Source organism: Streptomyces sp. NPDC028308 (assembly GCF_055565855.1).
Map to the genome: position 1 here is coordinate 376299 of NZ_JBVHTO010000010.1, position 20094 is coordinate 396392.

Below are 20094 nucleotides of genomic sequence, written 5' to 3' on the forward strand. Positions count from 1 at the left end.
CACGCCCGCCGTTCAGCTCGGGTGGCCATCCTCACACCCCAACCGCCGCGGTGATCCACCATGATGAGCGGATGCTCAGGTTCATGCCCGTCGGCGATTCGATGACGATCGGAAGCCCGGGCGAACACACATGGCGCTACCGGATGTGGCAGCACCTGCGCGCGGCGCACGGGGGACCCTTCCACATCGTCGGCCCGCGCGAGGCCCTGTACGACCCGGCGACCGGCACGCCCGGCTCGTACGCGTACGCGGACCCCGACTTCCCCCGCGCCCACCTGGCCGGCTGGGGCGAGGGCTGGCTGCACATGGCGCCGCTCATCCGGGAGGCGGTGAACACGCACCGGGCCGACGTCCTGCTGGTCTCCCTCGGCCTGATCGACCTCGGCTTCTACACGAACGCGGAGCAGACGGCCGGGAACGTGCGGCTCTTCGTCGCCGAGGCCCGGGCGGCGAACCCGCGCATACGCATGGCGCTCCTGCCGGTGATACCCAACGTGCGCGCGGAGTCGGACGCGCCGTTCGCCGCCGAGGTCGCCTCCTTCAACGAGCTGCTCGCCAAGGCCGTCGCCGACCTCGGCGAGCCCCGCTCCCCCCTGCTGCTGGCGTCCCCGCCCGCCTCGTACGACATCCACCTCGACACCTACGACGGCACCCATCCGAACGCGAGCGGCGAACACAAGATCGCGGAAGGGTTCGCGGACGCGCTGCACCAGGCCTGGGGGCTCGGCGGGCCGTACGCCGTCACCGCCTGACCGGCCGCCCCGCCGGGCGCGGCGCGGGCCCATGGTGACCGTGCGTCACCGAGACCACCGTCGCCTTCGGCGGGGACGTGGAGCTGACCGTGGGCGGCACCCGCCTCGTCCTCGCGAGCGGTGCCTTCCCGCGCGACTGAACGCGCCGTCCGCCCGGCCACCTCTTGCCTGGAGCGCACTCCAGCGCGTTGGCTTGGGACCCATGAAGTACACGCAGCTCGGACGCACGGGACTCAAGGTCAGCCGGCTCGTCCTCGGCACCATGAACTTCGGCCCGCAGACCGACGAGGCCGGCAGTCACGCCATCATGGACGCGGCCCTGGACGCGGGGATCAACTACTTCGACACCGCCAACGTCTACGGGTGGGGCGAGAACAAGGGCCGCACCGAGGAGATCATCGGCAGCTGGTTCGCTCAGGGCGGCGACCGGCGCGACAAGGTCGTACTCGCCACCAAGGTGTACGGGAACATGGCGGCGGACGGCGACGCCTGGCCCAACCACGACAAGCTCTCCGCGGTCAACATCCGCCGGGCCGTCGACGCGAGCCTCAAGCGGCTCCGGACCGACTACATCGACGTCTACCAGTTCCACCACGTCGACCGCAGCACTCCCTTCGAGGAGATCTGGCAGGCGATCGACACGCTCGTGGCACAGGGCAAGATCCTGTACGCGGGCTCCTCCAACTTCCCCGGCTACAAGATCGCCCAGGCCAACGAGAGCGCCGCGCGCCGCGGCAGCTACGGCCTGGTCAGCGAGCAGTGCCTCTACAACCTGGCCGAGCGCCGGGCCGAGATGGAGGTCATCCCGGCCGCGCGGGAGTACGGGCTCGGGGTCATCCCCTGGTCGCCGCTGCACGGCGGACTGCTCGGCGGAGTGATCAGGAAGGAGACGGCGGGCGGGCGCCGGGCCGGCGGCCGGTCCGCGGACGCGCTGGCCAACACGGCGGTACGCGCCCAGATCCAGTCGTACGAGGACCTGCTCGACAAGCACGGCCTGGAACCGGGCGAGACGGCGCTGGCCTGGCTGCTGAGCCGTCCCGGCGTCACCGGGCCCATCGTCGGCCCGCGGACGGCCGAGCAGCTCGACTCGGCGCTGCGTGCCGTCGAGCTGGAGCTGTCCGAGGAGGTGCTGGCGTCCCTGGACGAGATCTTCCCGGGGCCGGGCCCCTCTCCCGAGGCGTTCGCCTGGTAGTCGGTCCGGGGCCCCTCGGGAGCCTGAGCAGCGGGCTCCCGGGGCACGGCACGTCCGGCGGCGGCGGTCTATCCGACCGCCGCCGCCACAGCCACGACGACGAACATCAGCACGAGCACACCGGCCATGATCCGGTTTCGGGTCTTCGGGTCCACAGGGTCGAGGTTAACCGGCCGGCCGCGACGCGCACCGGCCGCCCGTCCCCGCGGGGCCGCCGCGCCTCAGGCGGACGGGCCGTCCGCGCCCAGCGGCCACCGCTCCACGGTCTCGTAGCGCGGCTGCTCCCCCGGCACCCCCGAGACCGGCAGATTGCTCCGGACGAGGCTCAGTTCGCCGACGGTCCACTCCCGCCCGGCGAAGGCGTCCAGGGCGCTCACGCAGGGACCGAGGTCGGCGGTGCCGCGACTGCGGGCCACCGTCAGATGCGGCCGGTACCCGCGGTGCTCCTCCGTCGGCAGGCCGGCCTTCCTGGCCGCCGCCTCGGCGCGCTCGGCCAGCAGCCGCAGCGCGCCGACGTCGCCCGCGGCGCCCGTCCACAACGCCCGCCCGCCGAAGTGGCCGCCGCCGCGCAGGGCCAGCGGGAACGGCGGGGTGCGTTTCGCGGCGCGCGCCAGCCGGCCGGACAGCTCCGGCACGCTCTCGTCCGCCACCTCACCGTAGAAGGCGAGGGTGAAGTGCCAGCCGGGGCGGCCGGTCCAGCGCAGCGCGTCCGCGCCGGGCAGCCGCCGCAGGCCGTCCACGGCGGCGGCGAGTTCACGGACCGCCTCCTCGGGGGGCAGCACGGCGGCGAAGAGTCTCATGGCGTCACCCTTCCAGGGAACGGGCCGCCGGGCGAGCGGCCCTGGCCGTCCCGGCGCCGGGACGGGGGAGGCCGTATCCGCGAAGTCCCGCCTGTTCCGCCTTCCGGACGGACGACGGGACCTCGCGGACAGGCCCTGCGAGGTCACGCGGCGGCGGTCAGCCGCTCCCGGGGCACGAAGCGGACCTGCGGGTGGCCGCGGTGCCAGCCGACGGACAGCCGCAGTCCGCCGACGCGGGCCAGCACCAGTCCCACGGTGGCCGCGGCGAGCGCCGACACCAGACCGCCGAGCGCGAAGCCGATGCGCGGTCCGTAGGCGTCGGTGACCCAGCCGACCAGGGGCGCGCCCAGCGGCGTACCGCCCATGAAGACCATCATGAACAGCGCCATGACCCGGCCGCGCATGGCGGGGTCGGTGGCCATCTGGACCGAGGTGTTCGCGGTGACGTTGACGGTCAGGCCGAAGATGCCGATCGGGACCATGAGCAGGGAGAACAGCCACAGGGACGGCGCGAGGGCCGCCACCGTCTCCAGCAGCCCGAAGGCCAGGGCCGCGCCGATCAGCACGCGCAGCCGGGCGGTGCCGCGGCGGGCGGCGAGCAGCGCGCCGGCCAGCGAGCCGAGGGCCATCAGCGTGTTGAAGAGGCTGTACGCGCCGGCGCCCGCGTGGAAGACGTCGTCGGCGTAGGCGGAGAGCCAGACCGGGAAGTTGAAGCCGAAGGTGCCGATGAAGCCGACGAGGACGATCGGCCAGATCAGCTCGGGGCGGCTCGCCACGTAGTGCAGGCCCTCGCGGAGCTGGCCCTTGCCGCGCGGGGTGCGCCGGGCCTGGTGGAGGTCGCGGCCGCGCATGAGCAGCAGGCTCGCGATCGGCGCGACGAAGGACAGGCCGTTGCAGAGGAACGCCCAGCCGGTGCCGACCCCGGTGATCATCAGGCCCGCGACGGCGGGGCCGACCAGCCGGGCGGACTGGAAGTTCGCGGAGTTCAGGCTGACCGCGTTCTGCAGCTGGCCGGGGCCGACCATCTCGGCGACGAAGGACTGACGGGCCGGGTTGTCGACGACGGTCGCGAGGCCGACGGCGAAGGCCGCGACGTAGACGTGCCAGACCTGGACGTGTCCGGAGAGGGTCAGGAAGGCGAGGGCGAGGCCGGTGAGGCCCATGGCCGTCTGGGTGGCCAGGAGGGTCGGCCGCTTGGGCAGCCGGTCGACCAGGACGCCGCCGTACAGCCCGAAGAGGAGCATCGGCAGGAACTGCAGCGCGGTGGTGATGCCGACCGCGGCTGAGGAGCCGGTCAGGCTGAGCACCAGCCAGTCCTGGGCGATGCGCTGCATCCAGGTGCCGGTGTTGGAGACGACCTGCCCGGTGAAGAACAGGCGGTAGTTGCGGATCCTCAGCGAGCTGAACATCGACGACCGGGCGGTCGGGGGGTCGGGCGGGGTGTCGGGGGTGGCTGGTGCGGGGGCGGAGTCTGCTCCGGGTCCCGAACTCAACAGCGTTCGCCTCCTACAGCGGGTTCGTACGGTGTCCTCCGGCGGCGGCCGCCGGTCACAGGTGCGCGAGCTTCTCCAGGACGGGAGCGGCGGCACGGAGCTTCGCGCGCTCGTCCTCGTCGAGGGCCGCGACCAGTCCGGCCAGCCACGCGTTCCGCCGGCGGCGGCTCTCCTCGAGCATGGCCTCGGCCTGCTCGGTCTGCGTGACGACCTTCTGGCGCCGGTCCTCGGGGTGCGGCTCCAGCCTGACCAGTCCCTTGGCCTCCAGCAGCGCCACGATGCGGGTCATCGAGGGCGGCTGGACGTGCTCCTTGCGGGCCAGCTCACCCGGGGTGGCCGAGCCGCAGCGGGCGAGGGTGCCCAGCACCGACATCTCGGTGGGGCTCAGCGACTCGTCGACCCGCTGGTGCTTGAGCCGGCGGGACAGGCGCATCACGGCGGAGCGCAGGGAGTTCACGGCGGCAGCGTCGTCGCCATGGGTGAGGTCAGGCATGTTCTTTAGCGTAACTCATTACTCTGACTAAAGACCACCTGGATGCCCGTGAAGCGGACCACTGAACCCATGAGTCACTCATTCGAGTGAGCCGGGCACGGAAAGCCACCCCCGGCCGCCCGGAGTCCCGCGACCCTCGTCGGCATGGGGACCAGTGTGCTCAGCCTGCGCATAGACGGGGAGCTGCTCAACCGGCTCCGACACCACGCCGCCAGAAGAGGGATGAGCGTCCAGGACTACGTGGTCCGGACGCTCGTTCGCGACGACTTCGACGAGCGGTTCCAGACCGCGGTCGAGGAGACCGAGAAGTTCTACGGGGTCACGTGACCCGGGTGCCGTACGGGACGGGTCACGTGACCGCGTCGCCGCACGGGAACGGGGTCGCGCTGACCCCGTCGCCGCACGGCGCCGGGCGGATCAGGTCAGGCCCAGCGCCGGCATCAGGTAGTAGAAGCCGAACACCGCCGCCACGACATACATCGCCACCGGGATCTCCCGGGCCCGGCCGACCGCGAGGCGCAGCACCACGAAGGTGATGAAGCCCATGCCGATGCCGTTGGTGATCGAGTACGTGAACGGCATCATCAGCATGGTCACGAACGCCGGGACCGCGATCGTGTAGTCCGCCCAGTCGATGTCCTTGACCGAGTGGGACATGATCAGGAAGCCGACCGCGAGCAGCGCCGGGGTCGCCGCCTGGGACGGGACCATCGTGGCGATCGGCGTGAGGAAGAGCGCCACGGCGAACAGCGCGCCGGTGACGACGTTCGCGAAGCCGGTGCGCGCGCCCTCGCCGACGCCGGCCGTGGACTCCACGAAGCAGGTGGTGGCCGAGGAGGAGCTGGCGCCGCCGGCGGCGACCGCGATGCCGTCGACGAAGAGGACCTTGTTGATGCCCGGCATGTTGCCCTGGGCGTCGGTCAGCTTGGCCTCGTCGCTGACGCCCATGATCGTGCCCATCGCGTCGAAGAAGCACGACAGCAGGACCGTGAAGACGAACAGCACGCCGGTCAGCACGCCGACCTTGCCGAAGCCGCCGAAGAGGCTGACCTGGCCGACCAGGCCGAAGTCCGGGGTGGCCACGGGGTTGCCCGGCCACTTCGGGGTGGTCAGACCCCAGGACGGGATCGTGGCGACGGCCTCGATGACGACCGCGAAGACGGTCATGGCGACGATCGAGATGAGGATCGCGCCCGGCACCTTGCGCACGATCAGCGCGAGGGTGAGCAGCGCGCCGAGGACGAAGACCAGGACGGGCCAGCCGTTGAGGTGGCCGTCGGCGCCGAGCTGGAGCGGCACGGTGGTGTGCGCGGCGTCGGGGATGCGCGAGACGAAGCCGGAGTCCACCAGGCCGATGAGCATGATGAACAGGCCGATGCCGATCGAGATGCCCTTGCGCAGGCCGAGCGGCACCGCGTTCATCACGCGCTCGCGCAGACCGGTGGCCACCAGCAGCATCACGACGAAGCCCGCGAGGACCACCATGCCCATGGCGTCCGGCCACGACATGCGGGGCGCGAGCTGGAGGGCGACGACCGTGTTGACGCCGAGTCCGGCGGCGAGCGCGATCGGCACGTTGCCGATGACGCCCATGAGCAGCGTGGTGAAGGCCGCGGTCAGGGCGGTGGCGGTGACCAGCTGGCCGTTGTCGAGCTGGTGCCCGTACATGTCCTTCGCGCTGCCCAGGATGATCGGGTTCAGCACGATGATGTAGGCCATCGCGAAGAAGGTGGCGAGTCCGCCGCGGACCTCGCGCCCCAGGGTCGAGCCCCGTTCGGAGATCTTGAAGTAGCGGTCGAGAGCCCCGTCGGCGGGCCGCGGGGACGGCTGCTTTTCCGGAGCGGGGGCCGTGGTGGCCGAGGAGGACATGCGGGACCTCATACGTGCGGGGCCCGGAGGGGCCAGGACGGGCGCCGGGCGGTGAGCGGGCCCCGCTCGGGCGGGGCCGAGCCTGGGGAGGTGCGCGGCGGAACATGATCGAGTCTGGCCGTCAGATGATCACCGGAAGGTTTCATCGACGTTTCCGTTGGAGTTTCGTACGAACAGAAAGAGCCAGCATCAAGCGGTTTCAGTATGAACATATGAGGCCGAAATCGCTATCTCCGCGCGTAGACCCTTGGTATACGGCGGAAGCGGCCCTTCCGCCACCACCCGCCGACCGCGCCGGACGGGCCCGCCCACCGTGCTCGTAAGCTGTGCCCATGGCGAAGTGGACCCCCAAGCACGAGGCGCCGGAGCCCCTGGAGGGCCCCGTCGTCGCCACCATCACGGGCGGCACGATCCTCTGGTTCGTCCTCTTCCTGGTGCAGCTCCCCTTCTACGGCTGGTTCGACGACCACGGGCACACCTGGTGGGTGTGGACCTGCCTGGCCGGAGCCGGCCTCGGCCTCATCGGCATCTGGTACGTCCGCAAGCGCGACGCGGCGATCCGGCGCGAGGCCGCGACCCGGGGCGCCGCTCCCGCGGAGTGAGGAGAGCGCGCCTCCACCCACGGCAGCACTCGGGGCCGCCCCCGTCCTCCCCTGGTCGGATCTTTGGCGCACTCAGCGGGTGAAGCCGTATATCCGCACGTACCGTCGAATCCATGACGCACATCGACGCGGGCGCCGAACTCGATCCTGTGCATCCCGTGCCCATGCCCGGACGGGCACGCGGCCTCACCGCCGCCGAGGTGGCCGAGCGGGTCGCGCGCGGCCAGGTGAACGACGTCCCCGTCCGCAGCAGCCGCTCCCTGCGCGAGATCGTCCGGGCCAACGTCTTCACCCGGTTCAACGCGATCATCGGCCTGCTCTGGCTCGTCATGCTGTTCGTGGCGCCGTTCCAGGACAGCCTCTTCGGCTACGTGATCATCGCCAACACCGGGATCGGCATCATCCAGGAGTGGCGGGCGAAGAAGACCCTGGACTCCCTCGCCGTCATCGGCGAGGCGAGACCGACCGTCCGCCGCGACGGAGTGGCCTCCGCACTCAGCACCTCGGAGATCGTGCTGGGCGACGTGATCGAGATCGGGCCCGGCGACAAGATCGTCGTGGACGGCACCTGCGCCGAGGCCGAGGGCCTGGAGATCGACGAGTCACTGCTCACCGGCGAGGCCGACCCCGTGGTCAAGCACGCCGGCGACGAGGTGATGTCGGGCAGCTTCGTCGTCGCGGGCGGCGGCGCCTTCACCGCGACCAAGGTCGGCCGGGAGGCCTACGCGGCCCAGCTCGCCGAGGAGGCCTCCCGCTTCACGCTCGTCCACTCCGAGCTGCGCTCCGGCATCTCCACCATCCTCAAGTACGTCACCTGGATGATGATCCCGACGGCGCTCGGGCTCGTCGTCAGCCAGCTCGTGGTCAAGCAGAACGACTTCAAGGACTCCATCGCGCGCACGGTCGGCGGCATCGTGCCCATGGTCCCCGAGGGACTCGTCCTGCTCACCTCCGTCGCCTTCGCGATCGGCGTCATCCGGCTCGGCCGCAAACAGTGCCTCGTCCAGGAACTGCCGGCCATCGAGGGCCTCGCACGCGTCGACACCGTCTGCCTGGACAAGACGGGCACCCTCACCGAGGGCGGCATGGACGTCACCGAGCTGCGCCCCCTGGGCGGCAGCGACGAGACCTACGTACGCAAGGTCCTCGGCGCCCTCGGCGAGTCCGACCCGCGCCCCAACGCCTCCCTCCAGGCGATCGTCGCCGCCTACCCCGACAGCGACGACTGGCGCTGCACCGAGTCGCTGCCGTTCTCCTCGGCCCGCAAGTACAGCGGGGCCACCTTCAGCGAGGGCGACGGCGAGAGCAGCACCTGGCTGCTCGGCGCCCCCGACGTGCTGCTCTCCCCCGGCGACCCGGCGCTCGCCGAGACCGACCGGCTGAACGAACAGGGGCTGCGGGTGCTGCTGCTCGTACGCGCCTCCCGCGACCTGGAGGACCCCCGGGTCACCGAGGACGTGCGGCCGACCGCCCTGGTCGTCCTGGAGCAGCGGCTGCGCCCCGACGCGGCGGACACCCTGCGCTACTTCGAGCGGCAGGACGTACGCGCCAAGGTGATCTCCGGCGACAACGCGGTGGCGGTCGGCGCGGTGGCCGCCAAGCTGGGGCTCGACGGCGGGACCGTGGACGCGCGCCGGCTCCCCGAGGACCGGGAGAAGATGGCGGAGGCGATCGACGGGGCGACCGTGTTCGGACGGGTCACCCCGCGGCAGAAGCGCGAGATGGTGGGCGCCCTCCAGTCACGCGGCCACACCGTGGCGATGACCGGGGACGGCGTGAACGACGTGCTGGCCCTCAAGGACGCCGACATCGGGGTGAGCATGGGCTCGGGGTCGGAGGCGACCCGGGCGGTGGCGCAGATCGTGCTGCTCGACAACAGCTTCGCGACGCTGCCCTCGGTCGTCGCGGAGGGCCGCCGGGTCATCGGCAACATCACCCGCGTCGCCACCCTGTTCCTGGTGAAGACGGTCTACTCGGTGCTGCTGGCGGTGCTGGTCGTGTGCTGGCAGGTCGAGTACCCGTTCCTGCCGCGCCATCTGACCCTGCTCTCCACCCTGACGATCGGCGTCCCGGCGTTCTTCCTCGCCCTCGCCCCGAACAAGGAGCGCGCCAGACCCCACTTCGTGCGGCGCGTGATGCGCTACTCCATCCCGGGCGGCGTACTGGCCGGCGTGGCCACCTTCGTGACGTACCTGATGGCCCGTCACTACTACCGCGGGGAAGGCGCGTTGGACGCGGAGACGAGCGTGGCGACGCTGACGCTCTTCCTGATCTCCATGTGGGTCCTGGCGATCATCGCCCGGCCGTACACCTGGTGGCGGGTCTGCCTGGTGGCGGCGATGGCGGGGGCGTTCGTGCTGGTGCTGGCCGTGCCCGCGCTCCAGCACTTCTTCGCGCTGAAGCTGGTGGGCTCGGTGATGCCGTGGTTCGCCGTGGGGGTCGCGGCGGTGGCGGCGGTCGTCCTGGAACTCCTGTGGAAGTGGGTCGACCGCCGCTTCCCCGCCTGACCTCGGCGCGGCTCCCTTACGGGAGACGGGAATTACTGCACGTCGACGAAGTCACCGGTGGCCTTGACGGCCGGGGTGGTCGAGGTGCCCGCGAAGCTGTAGCGGAAGTAGCCGTCGGTGGCGGCGGTGACGGTCGTCTTCAGGCTGCCCGTGGAGGACGAGGTCACCGACTTGACGGTGTTGTAGGTGTCCGTGCCCTTCTTGCGGAACTGCAGCTGCACGGACTGGCTGGTGTAGCCCTTGTACGTGTGCGTCTCCCAGTTGGCGCGGGTCAGGGCACCGGTGACCGTGATGGTCCGGCCCTTCTTGACCGGCTCCGGAGAGGCGTTGACGGTGAGCTTGGAGTAGCGCTGGAGCTTCGTGGTGGTCAGGGCGTCCTGGTCCACGTAGCCGACCTTGCTCCAGTCGGCGTTCTCGTCGTCCGGGTTCACGCCGTTGAAGGCGACGGCGTAGCCGATGGCCTTCCAGGTGGCGGCGTCGGAGTTGGTCAGCTCGACGTCCGGGTAGATGTCGATGGTGCCCGTGCAGGTGGCGGTGGTGGTGGACGTCGCGGTGCAGTACGGCCAGTCGTCGCCGACCAGGACGTTGGTCGGGTCGTCGTAGGAGCCGCGGTAGATCTCGACGTCCATCAGGAAGTCGTCGGCGGTGATGTCGACGTCGGCGCCGTGCGTGACGGTGTAGGTGACCGGCGCGGTGACCTGCTTGCTGGTGCCGGCGACGATCGGCTTGCCGCCGTTGACCTTCACGTCGGAGAACGAGAGGTCGAGGGTGTACGGCTCGCCGTCCTCGCCGGTGGACCCGGTGTACGCGGCGTTGCCGGAGTCGGCCTGGCGCGCGACCTGCGTGGCCTTCAGCAGGTCGTCGTGGTCGAACGAGGGGCCGCTCGCCTGTGCTGCGGGCACGGCGAGGGCGGAGAGGGCCAGGGCGCCGGAGACGGCGGCCACGGTGGCTCGTATGCGCATGCGTTCCCCATGTGGAGAAAGGGGCCCTGCGGTTGTCGTCATCACGCGGGGCCCACGTCGGTGAGAGTCTGTTGACTCCGGTGATCAGATTCGCGGGGGCGGCGAATGGTTGTACGCCGGGTGAAGTTTTTGTGCGCGCATTACCAAGATCACAGAAAGCGGCCCCGACGGCGGGCGGGGCGGCACGACCGTCGTCGTGCCGCCCCGCCCGCCGGACGCTCAGTCGAACCAGCGGTCGCGGGCCAACTCGTCCGTGCGGGACGGGTCTTCGAGCAGCGCGGCGACCTCGAAGCGGCGCGGCCACTGCCGGGCCGCCCAGGCGAGTCCGGCCGCGACACCCTCCAGGGTGGACGCGTGCAGCACGCCGTCCCGGGTGCGGCGCCAGTCCAGTTCGGTGCCGTCGACCACCAGCTCCTCGTGCTCGACGTACGTCGCCGGGACCGAAGGGCCAAGCAGCACCCGCACCGGCTCCGGCACCTCGTGCTCGACGCCCTCCGACGTCACCTCGCCGGTCACCGACTCGCTCAGCCGCCGCACCTGGAACAGCTCGGCGAGCTCGGCGGCCCGCGCCGGCCGCACCGGAAGCAGCGGCACGCCGGCCGTGAAGGGCAGCAGATCGGGCGAGTCGACGACCACGGCGTCCGCCGCGTCCACGACCGCCACCCGCCCGTCGACCACGGCCCGCAGCTCCTCCGGCAGGGTCACCTTCTCCGGGTCCAGCTCGGCCAGGGCCCCGTACAGGGCGTGCAGCTGGGCCGCCGACACCTCGCGCGCGGGGTCGGCCAGCCGGTCGAGCAGCTCGGCCGCGCCGCCCGGCTCGTCCAGCAGGGCGGCCACCGACGTCCGTACGCCCAGGGCCCGCAGGACCTGCTCGTCCTCGAACCCGCTCGCGTCCGCCTCGTCGTACAGCCCGTGCAGCAGCGGGTCGCCGCCAGCCGCCCGCAGCCCCGCGGGACGGCGCCCGTCGAGCACCGGGTGCCCGCGCAGCCACCAGGCGGTGTACGGCCGGACGATCTCGTGGGTGCCGTCCGGCAGCAGGACGCGCACCGGCTGGGTCAGCGCGTCCCGCAACGGCGGCTGCGACAGCATCGCCAGCGCCTGCGGCCAGCGCTCGTCGTCCACCAGGTCCAGATCCCGTACGGCGACGATCTCCGTGGCGACGGGCGGCACCGGCGTGTCCGGCAACTGGTCCAGGACGTCCTCGCACCACACGTCCACGGCGTCCAGCAGCCCGGCGTCGTCCGGCTCCGCGAAGTCGCCGTCACGCGGCTCCAGTTCGTCCGGGTCCAGGACGACGTCGGTGGCACGCACCAGGGCGAAACCGGCGAGCACCCCGCACGCGGCCAGCGGCTGCTCCCCCCAGCGCTCGGCGAACTCGGCGTCAACGTGCGCGAGTTCCCCCTCACGCATGACCTGCGCGAACGGGCTGCCGGGCAGCACCAGTTCACCGGCGGGGGCGAGTTCGCCGTCCTCGTCGGGCAGGGCGAGGGCGCCCAGCCACGGCTCCTCGCCGGGATCGAGGGCGGCGTCGCGCACCAGCGCCAGCACCGTCTCGGCGAGCTCCTCGGCGTCCGGGCCCTCCTGGTCCCAGCCCCCCTCGTCGTCCAGCGACGCGGCCACGGCGGCCCGCACCTGCGGGGTCGTGAGCACGGCGCGCGGTGTGGCGGGCAGCGCGCCGAGCTTCTCCAGCAGCGGATGCGCGGCCTCTGGGTGAGCCACCTTCAGCCCGAGCCGGGCCAGCGCCTCCGGCGCCGCCTGCGGGCCGTCGCCGGACGGCAGGAGCACCTGGCGGGGCCCGATGGTCGTCCGGCCGTCCGCGAGCGGCACGGGAAGCCCCGAGAGCCGGTCCGGGTCGACGCCCGCGAGGCTGTCGTAGAGCCGCCGCCACCAGCCGGGCTCCTTCTCCAGCCCCGCCAGCCGGTCCACCGCCTCGGTGAGCGGCACCCGGGCCACGCCCAGCGTGCGCAGCTCCACCCGGCGTTCCAGTCCGGCCGGCAGCAGGCTGGGCAGCACCTCGGCGAGCACGCGGACGGTGTCGGCGCCGGCGCCCTCCACGACCTCGGCGTCCCGGGGGCGCAGTGCGACGGCCGGCGCGGTGATCTCCTCGGCACCGGCCCAGTCGGCGGGAGCGTCGGTGACCTCCGCCTCGGCCGCGGGCGGCAGGAAGGCGGTACGCGGCAGCCGGTCGAGGATCGCCTGCCGCAGGGCCCCGTCCAGCTCGCCCTTGCCGAGCGGACCCGGCACCAGGTCGATGATCCCGGGGCCCACCGGGCGCCAGGCGGCGAGGAGTTCGGCGTAGGCGTCCGCCGCCCGCTCCACCAGGAAGGCGGTCAGCGGACCGGGGGCTGCGTGCCGCCGGGTGGTGTCCAGCGGCAGGGAGGCGATGAGCAGCGCGGGCACCCCGAGGGGCTCGTCGCTGGGCGTCGGGGCGTGCACGACGGGACTGGTCCGGGGTCGGGCCGGACCGCCGTCGTCGCCGACCGGAACGGCCCAGGTCACCGACCAGAACGGACGCAGCCGCTCCTCGACGGGACGGTCCGCGAGGAGCGCGGGCTCCAGGTCGCCGTGCCGGGAGGCGGTACGCCAGCGGGTGGTGCCGTCGCGGGAGTCCTCGACGGTGACCCCGTCGTCGTCGGAGCGGCGCCGCAGCGTACGGACTTCACCGTCGCCGGACTCGACGACGACCTCCTCCAGGCCCGGCAGGGCGAGCAGCAGCGCGTCGTCGACGTCCCGCAGGAGCCGCTCGGCGAGGTCCGCGGCGGCGGCGTCCCGCAGCGGCAGCACGACGACGGTGTCGTACGGGTCGGGGGCGGAGCCCTCGGCGGCGAACGGGAGCCGCAGCAGCGGCACATGGCCGTCCCGGCGGCGGATCTCGTCACCCAGACCGGGGCTGTGCCGGGCGGTCTCCTCCGCCAGCTCGCGGGCCTCGGCGAGGGACCAGCGGACCCCGCCGTGCCGGCCGAGGACGGCGGGCTCGTCGGTCACGGCCAGCACGGCCGCGAAACCGACGCCGAAGCGGCCGACGGCCGTGTCACGGGCGTCCCGCTTGGCGGAGGCGCGCAGCGTGGAGAGCGATTCGACGCCGGTCGCGTCGAGCGGGGCGCCGGTGTTCGCGGCGGCGAGCACGCCGTCCCGGAGGGTGAGCCGCAGGCGGCCCGGCACTCCGGCCCTGGCCGCGGCGTCGGCGGCGTTCTGCGCGAGCTCGACGACGAGTCTGTCCCGGTAGCCGCCGAGGGCCAGGTCTTCCTCGGCGTTGGCGTCCTCCCGGAACCGGGCCGGGCTGGTCGCCCAGGCATCCAGCACTCCGCGCCGCAGACGCGCCGTCCCGAACGGGTCCGCGCCCTCGGCTGCCGGCCGCACGAACTTGCTCACGGTTCACTCTCCCTCTCGTGTGGCGCTGCCGCGAGCGCTAGCGCCTGTCTGACAATTCCCGTCTGCCTCGCGACCCTCCGGGCGGCGACGGGAATTGTCGGACAGGCCCTAGGCCGGCCACGGCACGAAGGTACCGTGACCGCGGCTTTCCCCGGCCCGCCGCCCCAGCCCCCTGCCCGGGCCCCACACCCCCAAGCAACCCCCGGCCCCACGACACACCACCCCCACACGTCCCCCGCACAACCCGCCCCGGCCAAGCCCCTCCCCAGCCACCGAGCGCAGCACCAACGGGGCCGCCCACGTGGGGCACCCAGCACCCCAGCCGAACCGCCGTACCCGGCGAGCACAGGGCACCGCCCACGAAGGCCCACTCACCCCACGTACATCCAGCACCCGGTGCTTGGACTGGGGTCGGGGTGGGACGGCGAACCCGGCGCCTACGGGTTACCGCCTGCGCCCACCCGTGCCGCCCCAGCGGCACGATTGCCCGCAGCTGGAGGGGCGCCGCCCTTCACCGCACGTATGCCCGCACCGGAGCCACCGGCCCCGAGCCCCCGCGGCTCAGCCCCCACGGCCCGCAGTCGCCCTCCGGCGGAAGGGGCCGTGCCGGTACATCAAATGGCCGTCGAGACGGGGACGTACGCAACCGAGGAACGCTGGTGACGGACGCCCACAACAACTACCGACGGCCGGATGTACCGGCACGGCCCCGCCCCACCCACCGAACCGACAGCGCCCGACGCCCACTGGACCCAGCAAGCGTCGGCGAAACCTACGAGTGCCCCAGCTCCGCCGAGGTCTCGTCCTCCGTCGCCGGGACGGAGCCCGAGTCAGGGGCCGGCCGCAGCGGGAAGGGGTCCACCCTCGTCTCGTCGATCACCGGCGGAGCCGGCCGCGGCGGCTTCGGCATCACCGCGGCCTCCGAATGCCCCCCACACCCGTACGCCAACGACACGACCCGCCCGTCCGCCGGCGAGAACTCATTCGCACACACCCCGAACGCCTGACCGAGCGAGCCCCCGATCCGGTTCAGGAAGCCACAGCTGACGCACGCAGCCGGAGCCGCCTGCGCCATCGCCGTCTTGGGCCCGTAGGCCTCCTCCCACCGGTCCGCCGCGGTGTGCAGCCCGTACCGCGACAGCACCCGCGCCCGCCGCAGCCCCAGCTCCTCCGCCACGGAGGCGATCGAACCCCGCGAAGGAGCCACCGGCAGGCGCGCGGGCCCCTCGCCCGCGACCTCCGCGTCCTCCGCCTCGACCAGCTCGGCCATCTCCTCCGACACGGCGGAGTTCGGCAGCGGCTCGTCCTCGCCGGTGAACCCGGGCTCCAGCCGCAGGTCGTCCGCCTCGGTGGGCAGCAGGTCCCCCGGACCCATGTCCCCGGGCCGCAACCGCTCGCTCCACGGCACCCACTCGGGCGCGAGCAACGCGTCCGCCCCCGGCAGCAGCACCGTCTCGTCGAGGGTCACGACCTTGGCCCGGGAGGCACGGGCGACGGTGACGGCCCAGCGCCAGCCCCGGTAACCGAATTCCTTGCACTCGAAGAAGTGCGTGACAACGCGGTCCCCCTCGGAGACCAGCCCCACGTGCTCACCGACGACGCCGGGTGCGGCGGCCTCCTCGGCGGCGGCACGGGCGAGACCCACGGCCTCGGCGCACAGACGGTCGGGGGTGCGGCTTCGCGTTGTCGCGCTCACAGGTATCGCTTCTCTCCTACGCCGTCTCACGGGTGCGCCGGTACCCGGCGGGGGAGCGGACGGAGCGGACCGAAGGGCCGCGTCGACGTCCGCGCCCGATCGCGCTCGGGCGCACCTACGCCATCCATTCTGCGGGATGGCCGAGAGGCGCGCGGCCGAGAACAACCGCCGCAGGCGCGCTACGCACGCTACCTTCTCCCGGCCCCTGGGCCCACACCGGCGTGCGGCCGGGTTGGCCCCGGGCCGCTCCCGGCGCGCGTCCGCACCCCGCTCCCCCACCACCCCGCGCCGCCACATCCCACGCATATCGCCCCCGCGGAGAGCTCCCGCACACCGCCGTACAGGCCCATACGCGCGGTAACCGCGCTACCTTCGCCGTTCTCGGGGCACTATGACGGGGTGGCAGCCGCGAGGTCGCCCCAGGGCACCACCGGTACCGGTGGTTCCAGGGGCAGTATCCGAAGTGGCGGATCGGGCCGGATGAGCGGGTCCGTCCGCGCGGTCGGCCGTGCCCTGCACTTCCCGGTGACCGGCACGGCACGGGGAATCCGCAAGGCGACCCACGCGCACGGCGCGGGCGAGTCCGGCCTCGGCAAGCTGATCGAACTGCACGCGGTCAACGGCGCCGGCGACGTCATGATCACCGTCGCGCTGGCCTCGACGGTGTTCTTCTCCGTCCCCACGGACGAGGCCCGTGGCCGCGTCGCCCTCTACCTCGCCATCACGATGGCCCCCTTCACACTGCTCGCGCCGGTGATCGGCCCCCTGCTGGACCGGCTGCCGCACGGCCGCCGGGCGGCGATGGCGGGCGCGATGCTGGCCCGGGCGCTGCTCGCGCTGCTGCTGTCCGGCGCCGTGGTGACGGGCGGTATCGAGCTGTACCCGGCGGCACTCGGGGTGCTGGTCTCCTCGAAGGCGTACGGCGTGGTGCGCAGCGCCGTGGTGCCCCGGCTCCTGCCACCCGGCTTCTCGCTGGTGAAGGCGAACTCCCGGGTCACCCTGGGCGGACTCCTCGCCACCGGTGTCGCCGCGCCGATCGGAGCGGGCCTCCAGGCGGTGGGACCGCGCTGGCCGCTCTACGGAGCCTTCGTGATCTTCGTGGCGGGGATGTTCCTGTCGTTCTCGCTGCCGCCCAAGGTGGACTCGGCGAGAGGCGAGGACAAGGCACTGCTGGCCGCGGACGAGCAGCACCTGCACGGACCGCACCTGCGCAAGGACACGCGCCGCCCGGGACTGCGCACGGTCGGTACGGCCGTCACGCACGCCCTCGCCGCCAACGCGTCCCTGCGCTGCCTGTCCGGGTTCCTGATCTTCTTCCTGGCGTTCCTGCTGCGCGAGCATCCGCTGACCGGCGAGAGCGCGGCCGTCTCGCTGGGGATCGTGGGCGTGTCGGCGGGCGCGGGCAACGCGCTGGGCACGGCGGTCGGAGCCTGGCTGAAATCCCGCGCTCCCGAGATCATCATCGTGACCGTCGTCGCGTTCGTGCTCGGGGCGGCGATCACCGCGGCGGTGTTCTTCGGGGCGGTCCTGGTGGCCTGCCTGGCCGCGGTGGCCGGCTTCGCTCAGGCCCTCGCCAAGCTGTCCCTGGACGCGCTGATCCAGCGGGACGTCCCGGAACTGGTCCGTACGTCGGCGTTCGCGCGCTCCGAGACGCTGCTCCAGGTGGCGTGGGTGATCGGCGGGGCGATCGGCATCATGCTGCCGCTGAACGGCACCCTCGGGCTCAGCGTGGCAGCCACGATCGTCGCCGTCGGCTGGCTCACGACGGTACGGGGCCTGCTCCGCACGGCCCGGCACCCGGGCTCCCGCCAGCGCCTCTCCTGACCCCACGACGCCACCCCGCACACCGCCGTCATCACCCCGGGCCGCACAGCCCCTCCGCCCCCACCACAGCCGCCCCAGAGCCCCCGCACTCCGTCACCACCCCCTGACGCGACGGCCCCCACGCCACGACCACCCCGGACACACCGCCCCAGCCCACCGTCACCGCCCCCACCCCGGACACACCGCCCCAGCCCGCCGCCACCGCCCCGGGACACGCCAGCGCCGAACACCGCCGCACCTCACCTCCCCCGGGCCAAAGGCCCCCAGACACCACGCCCCCGCACCCGCCTCACCGCGCCCCCGCCCCACCCAGGACCAGGCGGCCCCGCCGCCACCCCCGGGAGAGGCCCGCACCGCCGCCTGGCCGCACCCCGCGGCACGCCGCACCCCACGTGGGGGGACCGGTGGGCCTGCCCGATAGCCTTCGGCCATGACCTCCCTGCGTTCCTCTGCGCGCCGCCGTCGCGCCGTCGCCGCTGTCGGCGCCGTTTCCGCCGGGCTTCTCGCCCTGTCCGCCTGTGACAAGCCGACGCCGCTGGCCACCGTCACGGTGGGCAAGAACTCGGTGAGTTCCGAGACCGACTGCTACAACGACGGCAAGTCCCTCAAGACCTCCGAGCTTGCGGACTGCCTGAAGTCCAAGGACATCAAGTCGATCAAGGTCGACCCCGACGAGACCGTCCGGTTCGGCGTCGACCCGGACATCGCCGACGAGGGCTGGACGATCCTCATGAACGGCCGCCCGCTCACCGACTCCAGCAAGAAGACGTACCGCACGATCCCCGGCAGCGTGTTCTTCAACGCCGAGTACGGCGCCAGCGGCGACTCGACCCTCATCTCCGTCCGCGAGGGCGACGAGAAGGCCGCGACCGGCCTGTGGTCGTTCAAGCTGAAGAAGGACGCCTGATCACGTCCCCCGCCGAACTCCCGGGCACGGCTCGCACGCGTGTCCTCGTGGCCACCGCGGTACCCGCCGAACGGGACGCGGTGGCCCGGGCGTTCACACGCCCGGGCCGGGACACACACCTGCACGACGTCCCGCTCCCCGGCGTGACCCTGCGCCGGGCACCGGGCCACGACCTGCTCGCCGCGGGCGTCGGCCCCGCCCTCGCCTCGGCCGCCACCGCCACCGCGCTCACCACGGCCGCCCTCGACGGAGCCCCGTACGACCTGGTCGTCTCCGCGGGCATCGGCGGCGGCTTCCAGCCCGGCGCGCCCGTCGGCTCGCTCGTCGTCGCCGACGAGATCACCGCCGCGGACCTGGGCGCGGACACCGCCGACGGCTTCGTCCCCGTCACCGCCCTCGGCTTCGGAACCGTCACCCACCACCCCCCGAGATCACTCGTACGAGACCTCGCCGCGGCCACCGGAGCGGCCCTCGGGACGGTCCTCACCGTCTCCACGGTCACCGGCACGGCCGCCCGCGCCGCTGAACTGCGCGACCGTCACCCCCACGCCCTCGCCGAGGCGATGGAGGGCTTCGGCGTCGCCGAGGCGGCCGCCCTGCACGGCGTGCCCGTGCTGGAGATCCGCGCGGTCTCCAACCCCGTCGGCCCGCGCGACCGCGCCGCCTGGCGCATCGGGGACGCCCTCGCCGCCCTCACGGAGGCCTTCGGGAAGCTCGCGCCCGTACTGGAGAGTTGGAACCGACATGACCGCAGCCACTGAAGCAGCCACCGCGTCCGCCGCGCCCGTGCGGATCGCGTACTCGCCCTGCCCCAACGACACCTTCGTCTTCGACGCCTGGGCCCACGGCCGCGTCCCGGACGCGCCGCCGCTCGACGTGACCTTCGCGGACATCGACATCACCAACGGCATGGCCGAACGCGGCGAGTCCGACGTGCTCAAGGTGTCGTACGCCGTGCTGCCCTACGTGCTCGACGAGTACGCGCTGCTGCCCTGCGGCGGCGCGCTCGGACGGGGCTGCGGCCCGCTGGTGCTGACCCGCGAGCCGGGGGCGGACCTCACCGGCCGCACGGTCGCCGTACCCAGCGAGCGCTCGACGGCGTACCTGCTGTTCCGCCTGTGGGCCGCGGACACGCTGCCCGACGGGGTCGGCGAGATCGTCGTCATGCCGTTCCACGAGATCATGCCGGCCGTACGGGACGGACGGGTCGACGCGGGACTGGTCATCCACGAGGCCCGCTTCACGTACGGGAACTACGGGCTGCACAAGCTCGCCGACATGGGCGAGCACTGGGAGCGGACCACGGGTCTGCCGATCCCGCTGGGCGCGATCATCGCCAAGCGGTCACTGGGCGAGGAGCGGCTCAAGCGTCTCGCCGAGTCGGCCCGCGCCTCGGTCCGCGCCGCCTGGGACGACCCGGAGGCCTCCCGCGGCTACGTCCTGGAACACGCCCAGGAGATGGACCCGGCCGTCGCGGACCAGCACATCGGCCTGTACGTCAACGAGTTCACGGCGGATCTGGGCGAGGACGGCTACGCCGCGGTCCGCGGGCTGCTCACCCGCGCGGCGGCCGAGGGACTGGTACCGCCCCTCGGCCCGGACGCGCTGAACTTCCCCTGAAACGG

Annotated in this window: 16 protein-coding genes; 9 read left to right on the forward strand and 7 right to left on the reverse strand. The window is 72.9% G+C overall.

The window, feature by feature from the left end; all coding sequences use genetic code 11:
• Nucleotides 1–71: 71 nt before the first annotated feature.
• On the forward strand, nt 72–752 hold the full coding sequence (locus ACZ4VA_RS24720; protein ID WP_355793962.1) for an SGNH/GDSL hydrolase family protein: 681 nt from the start codon (nt 72–74) through the stop codon (nt 750–752).
• Between the two features lie 202 nt (nt 753–954).
• Nucleotides 955–1944, forward strand: coding sequence for an aldo/keto reductase (locus ACZ4VA_RS24725; protein ID WP_356174303.1), 990 nt, complete (start codon nt 955–957; stop codon nt 1942–1944).
• Nucleotides 1945–2165: 221 nt separating this feature from the next.
• Here ACZ4VA_RS24725 and thpR read toward each other — a convergent pair whose 3' ends face one another.
• The 3 genes from thpR to ACZ4VA_RS24740 all read right to left on the reverse strand — a co-directional run bounded on the left by thpR (nt 2166) and on the right by ACZ4VA_RS24740 (nt 4730).
• Nucleotides 2166–2744, reverse strand: a complete 579-nt coding sequence (gene thpR, locus ACZ4VA_RS24730) for an RNA 2',3'-cyclic phosphodiesterase (RefSeq protein WP_356174306.1) — start codon at nt 2742–2744, stop codon at nt 2166–2168.
• Between the two features lie 143 nt (nt 2745–2887).
• Nucleotides 2888–4237 carry an MFS transporter gene (locus ACZ4VA_RS24735; RefSeq protein WP_355779957.1) on the reverse strand — a complete coding sequence of 450 codons (1350 nt, stop codon included), beginning with the start codon at nt 4235–4237 and terminating at the stop codon, nt 2888–2890.
• Between the two features lie 55 nt (nt 4238–4292).
• Nucleotides 4293–4730, reverse strand: a complete 438-nt coding sequence (locus ACZ4VA_RS24740) for a MarR family winged helix-turn-helix transcriptional regulator (protein ID WP_355779954.1) — start codon at nt 4728–4730, stop codon at nt 4293–4295.
• 144 nt (nt 4731–4874) lie between these two features.
• Here ACZ4VA_RS24740 and ACZ4VA_RS24745 point away from each other — a divergent pair, with 144 nt between their 5' ends.
• Nucleotides 4875–5057, forward strand: coding sequence for a ribbon-helix-helix protein, CopG family (locus ACZ4VA_RS24745; RefSeq protein WP_355779951.1), 183 nt, complete (start codon nt 4875–4877; stop codon nt 5055–5057).
• 90 nt (nt 5058–5147) lie between these two features.
• On the opposite strand, the gene ACZ4VA_RS24750 is transcribed toward ACZ4VA_RS24745, so the two are convergent.
• Nucleotides 5148–6599 (reverse strand): NCS2 family permease, encoded by a 1452-nt coding sequence (locus ACZ4VA_RS24750; protein ID WP_355779948.1) that lies wholly within the window; start codon nt 6597–6599, stop codon nt 5148–5150.
• Nucleotides 6600–6931: 332 nt separating this feature from the next.
• Here ACZ4VA_RS24750 and ACZ4VA_RS24755 point away from each other — a divergent pair, with 332 nt between their 5' ends.
• Nucleotides 6932–7201, forward strand: coding sequence for a DUF2530 domain-containing protein (locus tag ACZ4VA_RS24755; RefSeq protein WP_355779945.1), 270 nt, complete (start codon nt 6932–6934; stop codon nt 7199–7201).
• A 113-nt stretch (nt 7202–7314) separates the two neighbouring features.
• The gene (locus ACZ4VA_RS24760; RefSeq protein ID WP_356174313.1) at nt 7315–9708 is read left to right on the forward strand and encodes an HAD-IC family P-type ATPase; all 2394 of its coding nucleotides are present in this window, start codon (nt 7315–7317) and stop codon (nt 9706–9708) included.
• A 32-nt stretch (nt 9709–9740) separates the two neighbouring features.
• On the opposite strand, the gene ACZ4VA_RS24765 is transcribed toward ACZ4VA_RS24760, so the two are convergent.
• From ACZ4VA_RS24765 to ACZ4VA_RS24775, 3 genes are all read right to left on the reverse strand, one after another.
• Nucleotides 9741–10670 (reverse strand): hypothetical protein, encoded by a 930-nt coding sequence (locus ACZ4VA_RS24765; RefSeq protein ID WP_355779940.1) that lies wholly within the window; start codon nt 10668–10670, stop codon nt 9741–9743.
• A 219-nt stretch (nt 10671–10889) separates the two neighbouring features.
• A complete protein-coding gene (locus ACZ4VA_RS24770; RefSeq protein WP_468082530.1) occupies nt 10890–14042 on the reverse strand; it encodes a sacsin N-terminal ATP-binding-like domain-containing protein in 3153 nt (1050 codons plus the stop codon).
• Between the two features lie 772 nt (nt 14043–14814).
• A complete protein-coding gene (locus tag ACZ4VA_RS24775; protein ID WP_355791929.1) occupies nt 14815–15738 on the reverse strand; it encodes a DUF3027 domain-containing protein in 924 nt (307 codons plus the stop codon).
• A 399-nt stretch (nt 15739–16137) separates the two neighbouring features.
• Between ACZ4VA_RS24775 and ACZ4VA_RS24780 the strand changes: the two genes are divergently transcribed.
• From ACZ4VA_RS24780 to ACZ4VA_RS24795, 4 genes are all read left to right on the forward strand, one after another.
• Nucleotides 16138–17562 (forward strand): MFS transporter, encoded by a 1425-nt coding sequence (locus tag ACZ4VA_RS24780; RefSeq protein WP_355791927.1) that lies wholly within the window; start codon nt 16138–16140, stop codon nt 17560–17562.
• A 430-nt stretch (nt 17563–17992) separates the two neighbouring features.
• On the forward strand, nt 17993–18469 hold the full coding sequence (locus ACZ4VA_RS24785; protein ID WP_356239280.1) for a DUF2771 domain-containing protein: 477 nt from the start codon (nt 17993–17995) through the stop codon (nt 18467–18469).
• Nucleotides 18439–19230, forward strand: a complete 792-nt coding sequence (locus ACZ4VA_RS24790) for a futalosine hydrolase (protein ID WP_388905020.1) — start codon at nt 18439–18441, stop codon at nt 19228–19230. The genes ACZ4VA_RS24785 and ACZ4VA_RS24790 overlap by 31 nt, the downstream gene beginning before the upstream one ends.
• The gene (locus ACZ4VA_RS24795; RefSeq protein ID WP_355792645.1) at nt 19214–20089 is read left to right on the forward strand and encodes a 1,4-dihydroxy-6-naphthoate synthase; all 876 of its coding nucleotides are present in this window, start codon (nt 19214–19216) and stop codon (nt 20087–20089) included. Before ACZ4VA_RS24790 ends, ACZ4VA_RS24795 begins: the two co-directional genes overlap by 17 nt.
• Nucleotides 20090–20094 lie beyond the last annotated feature (5 nt).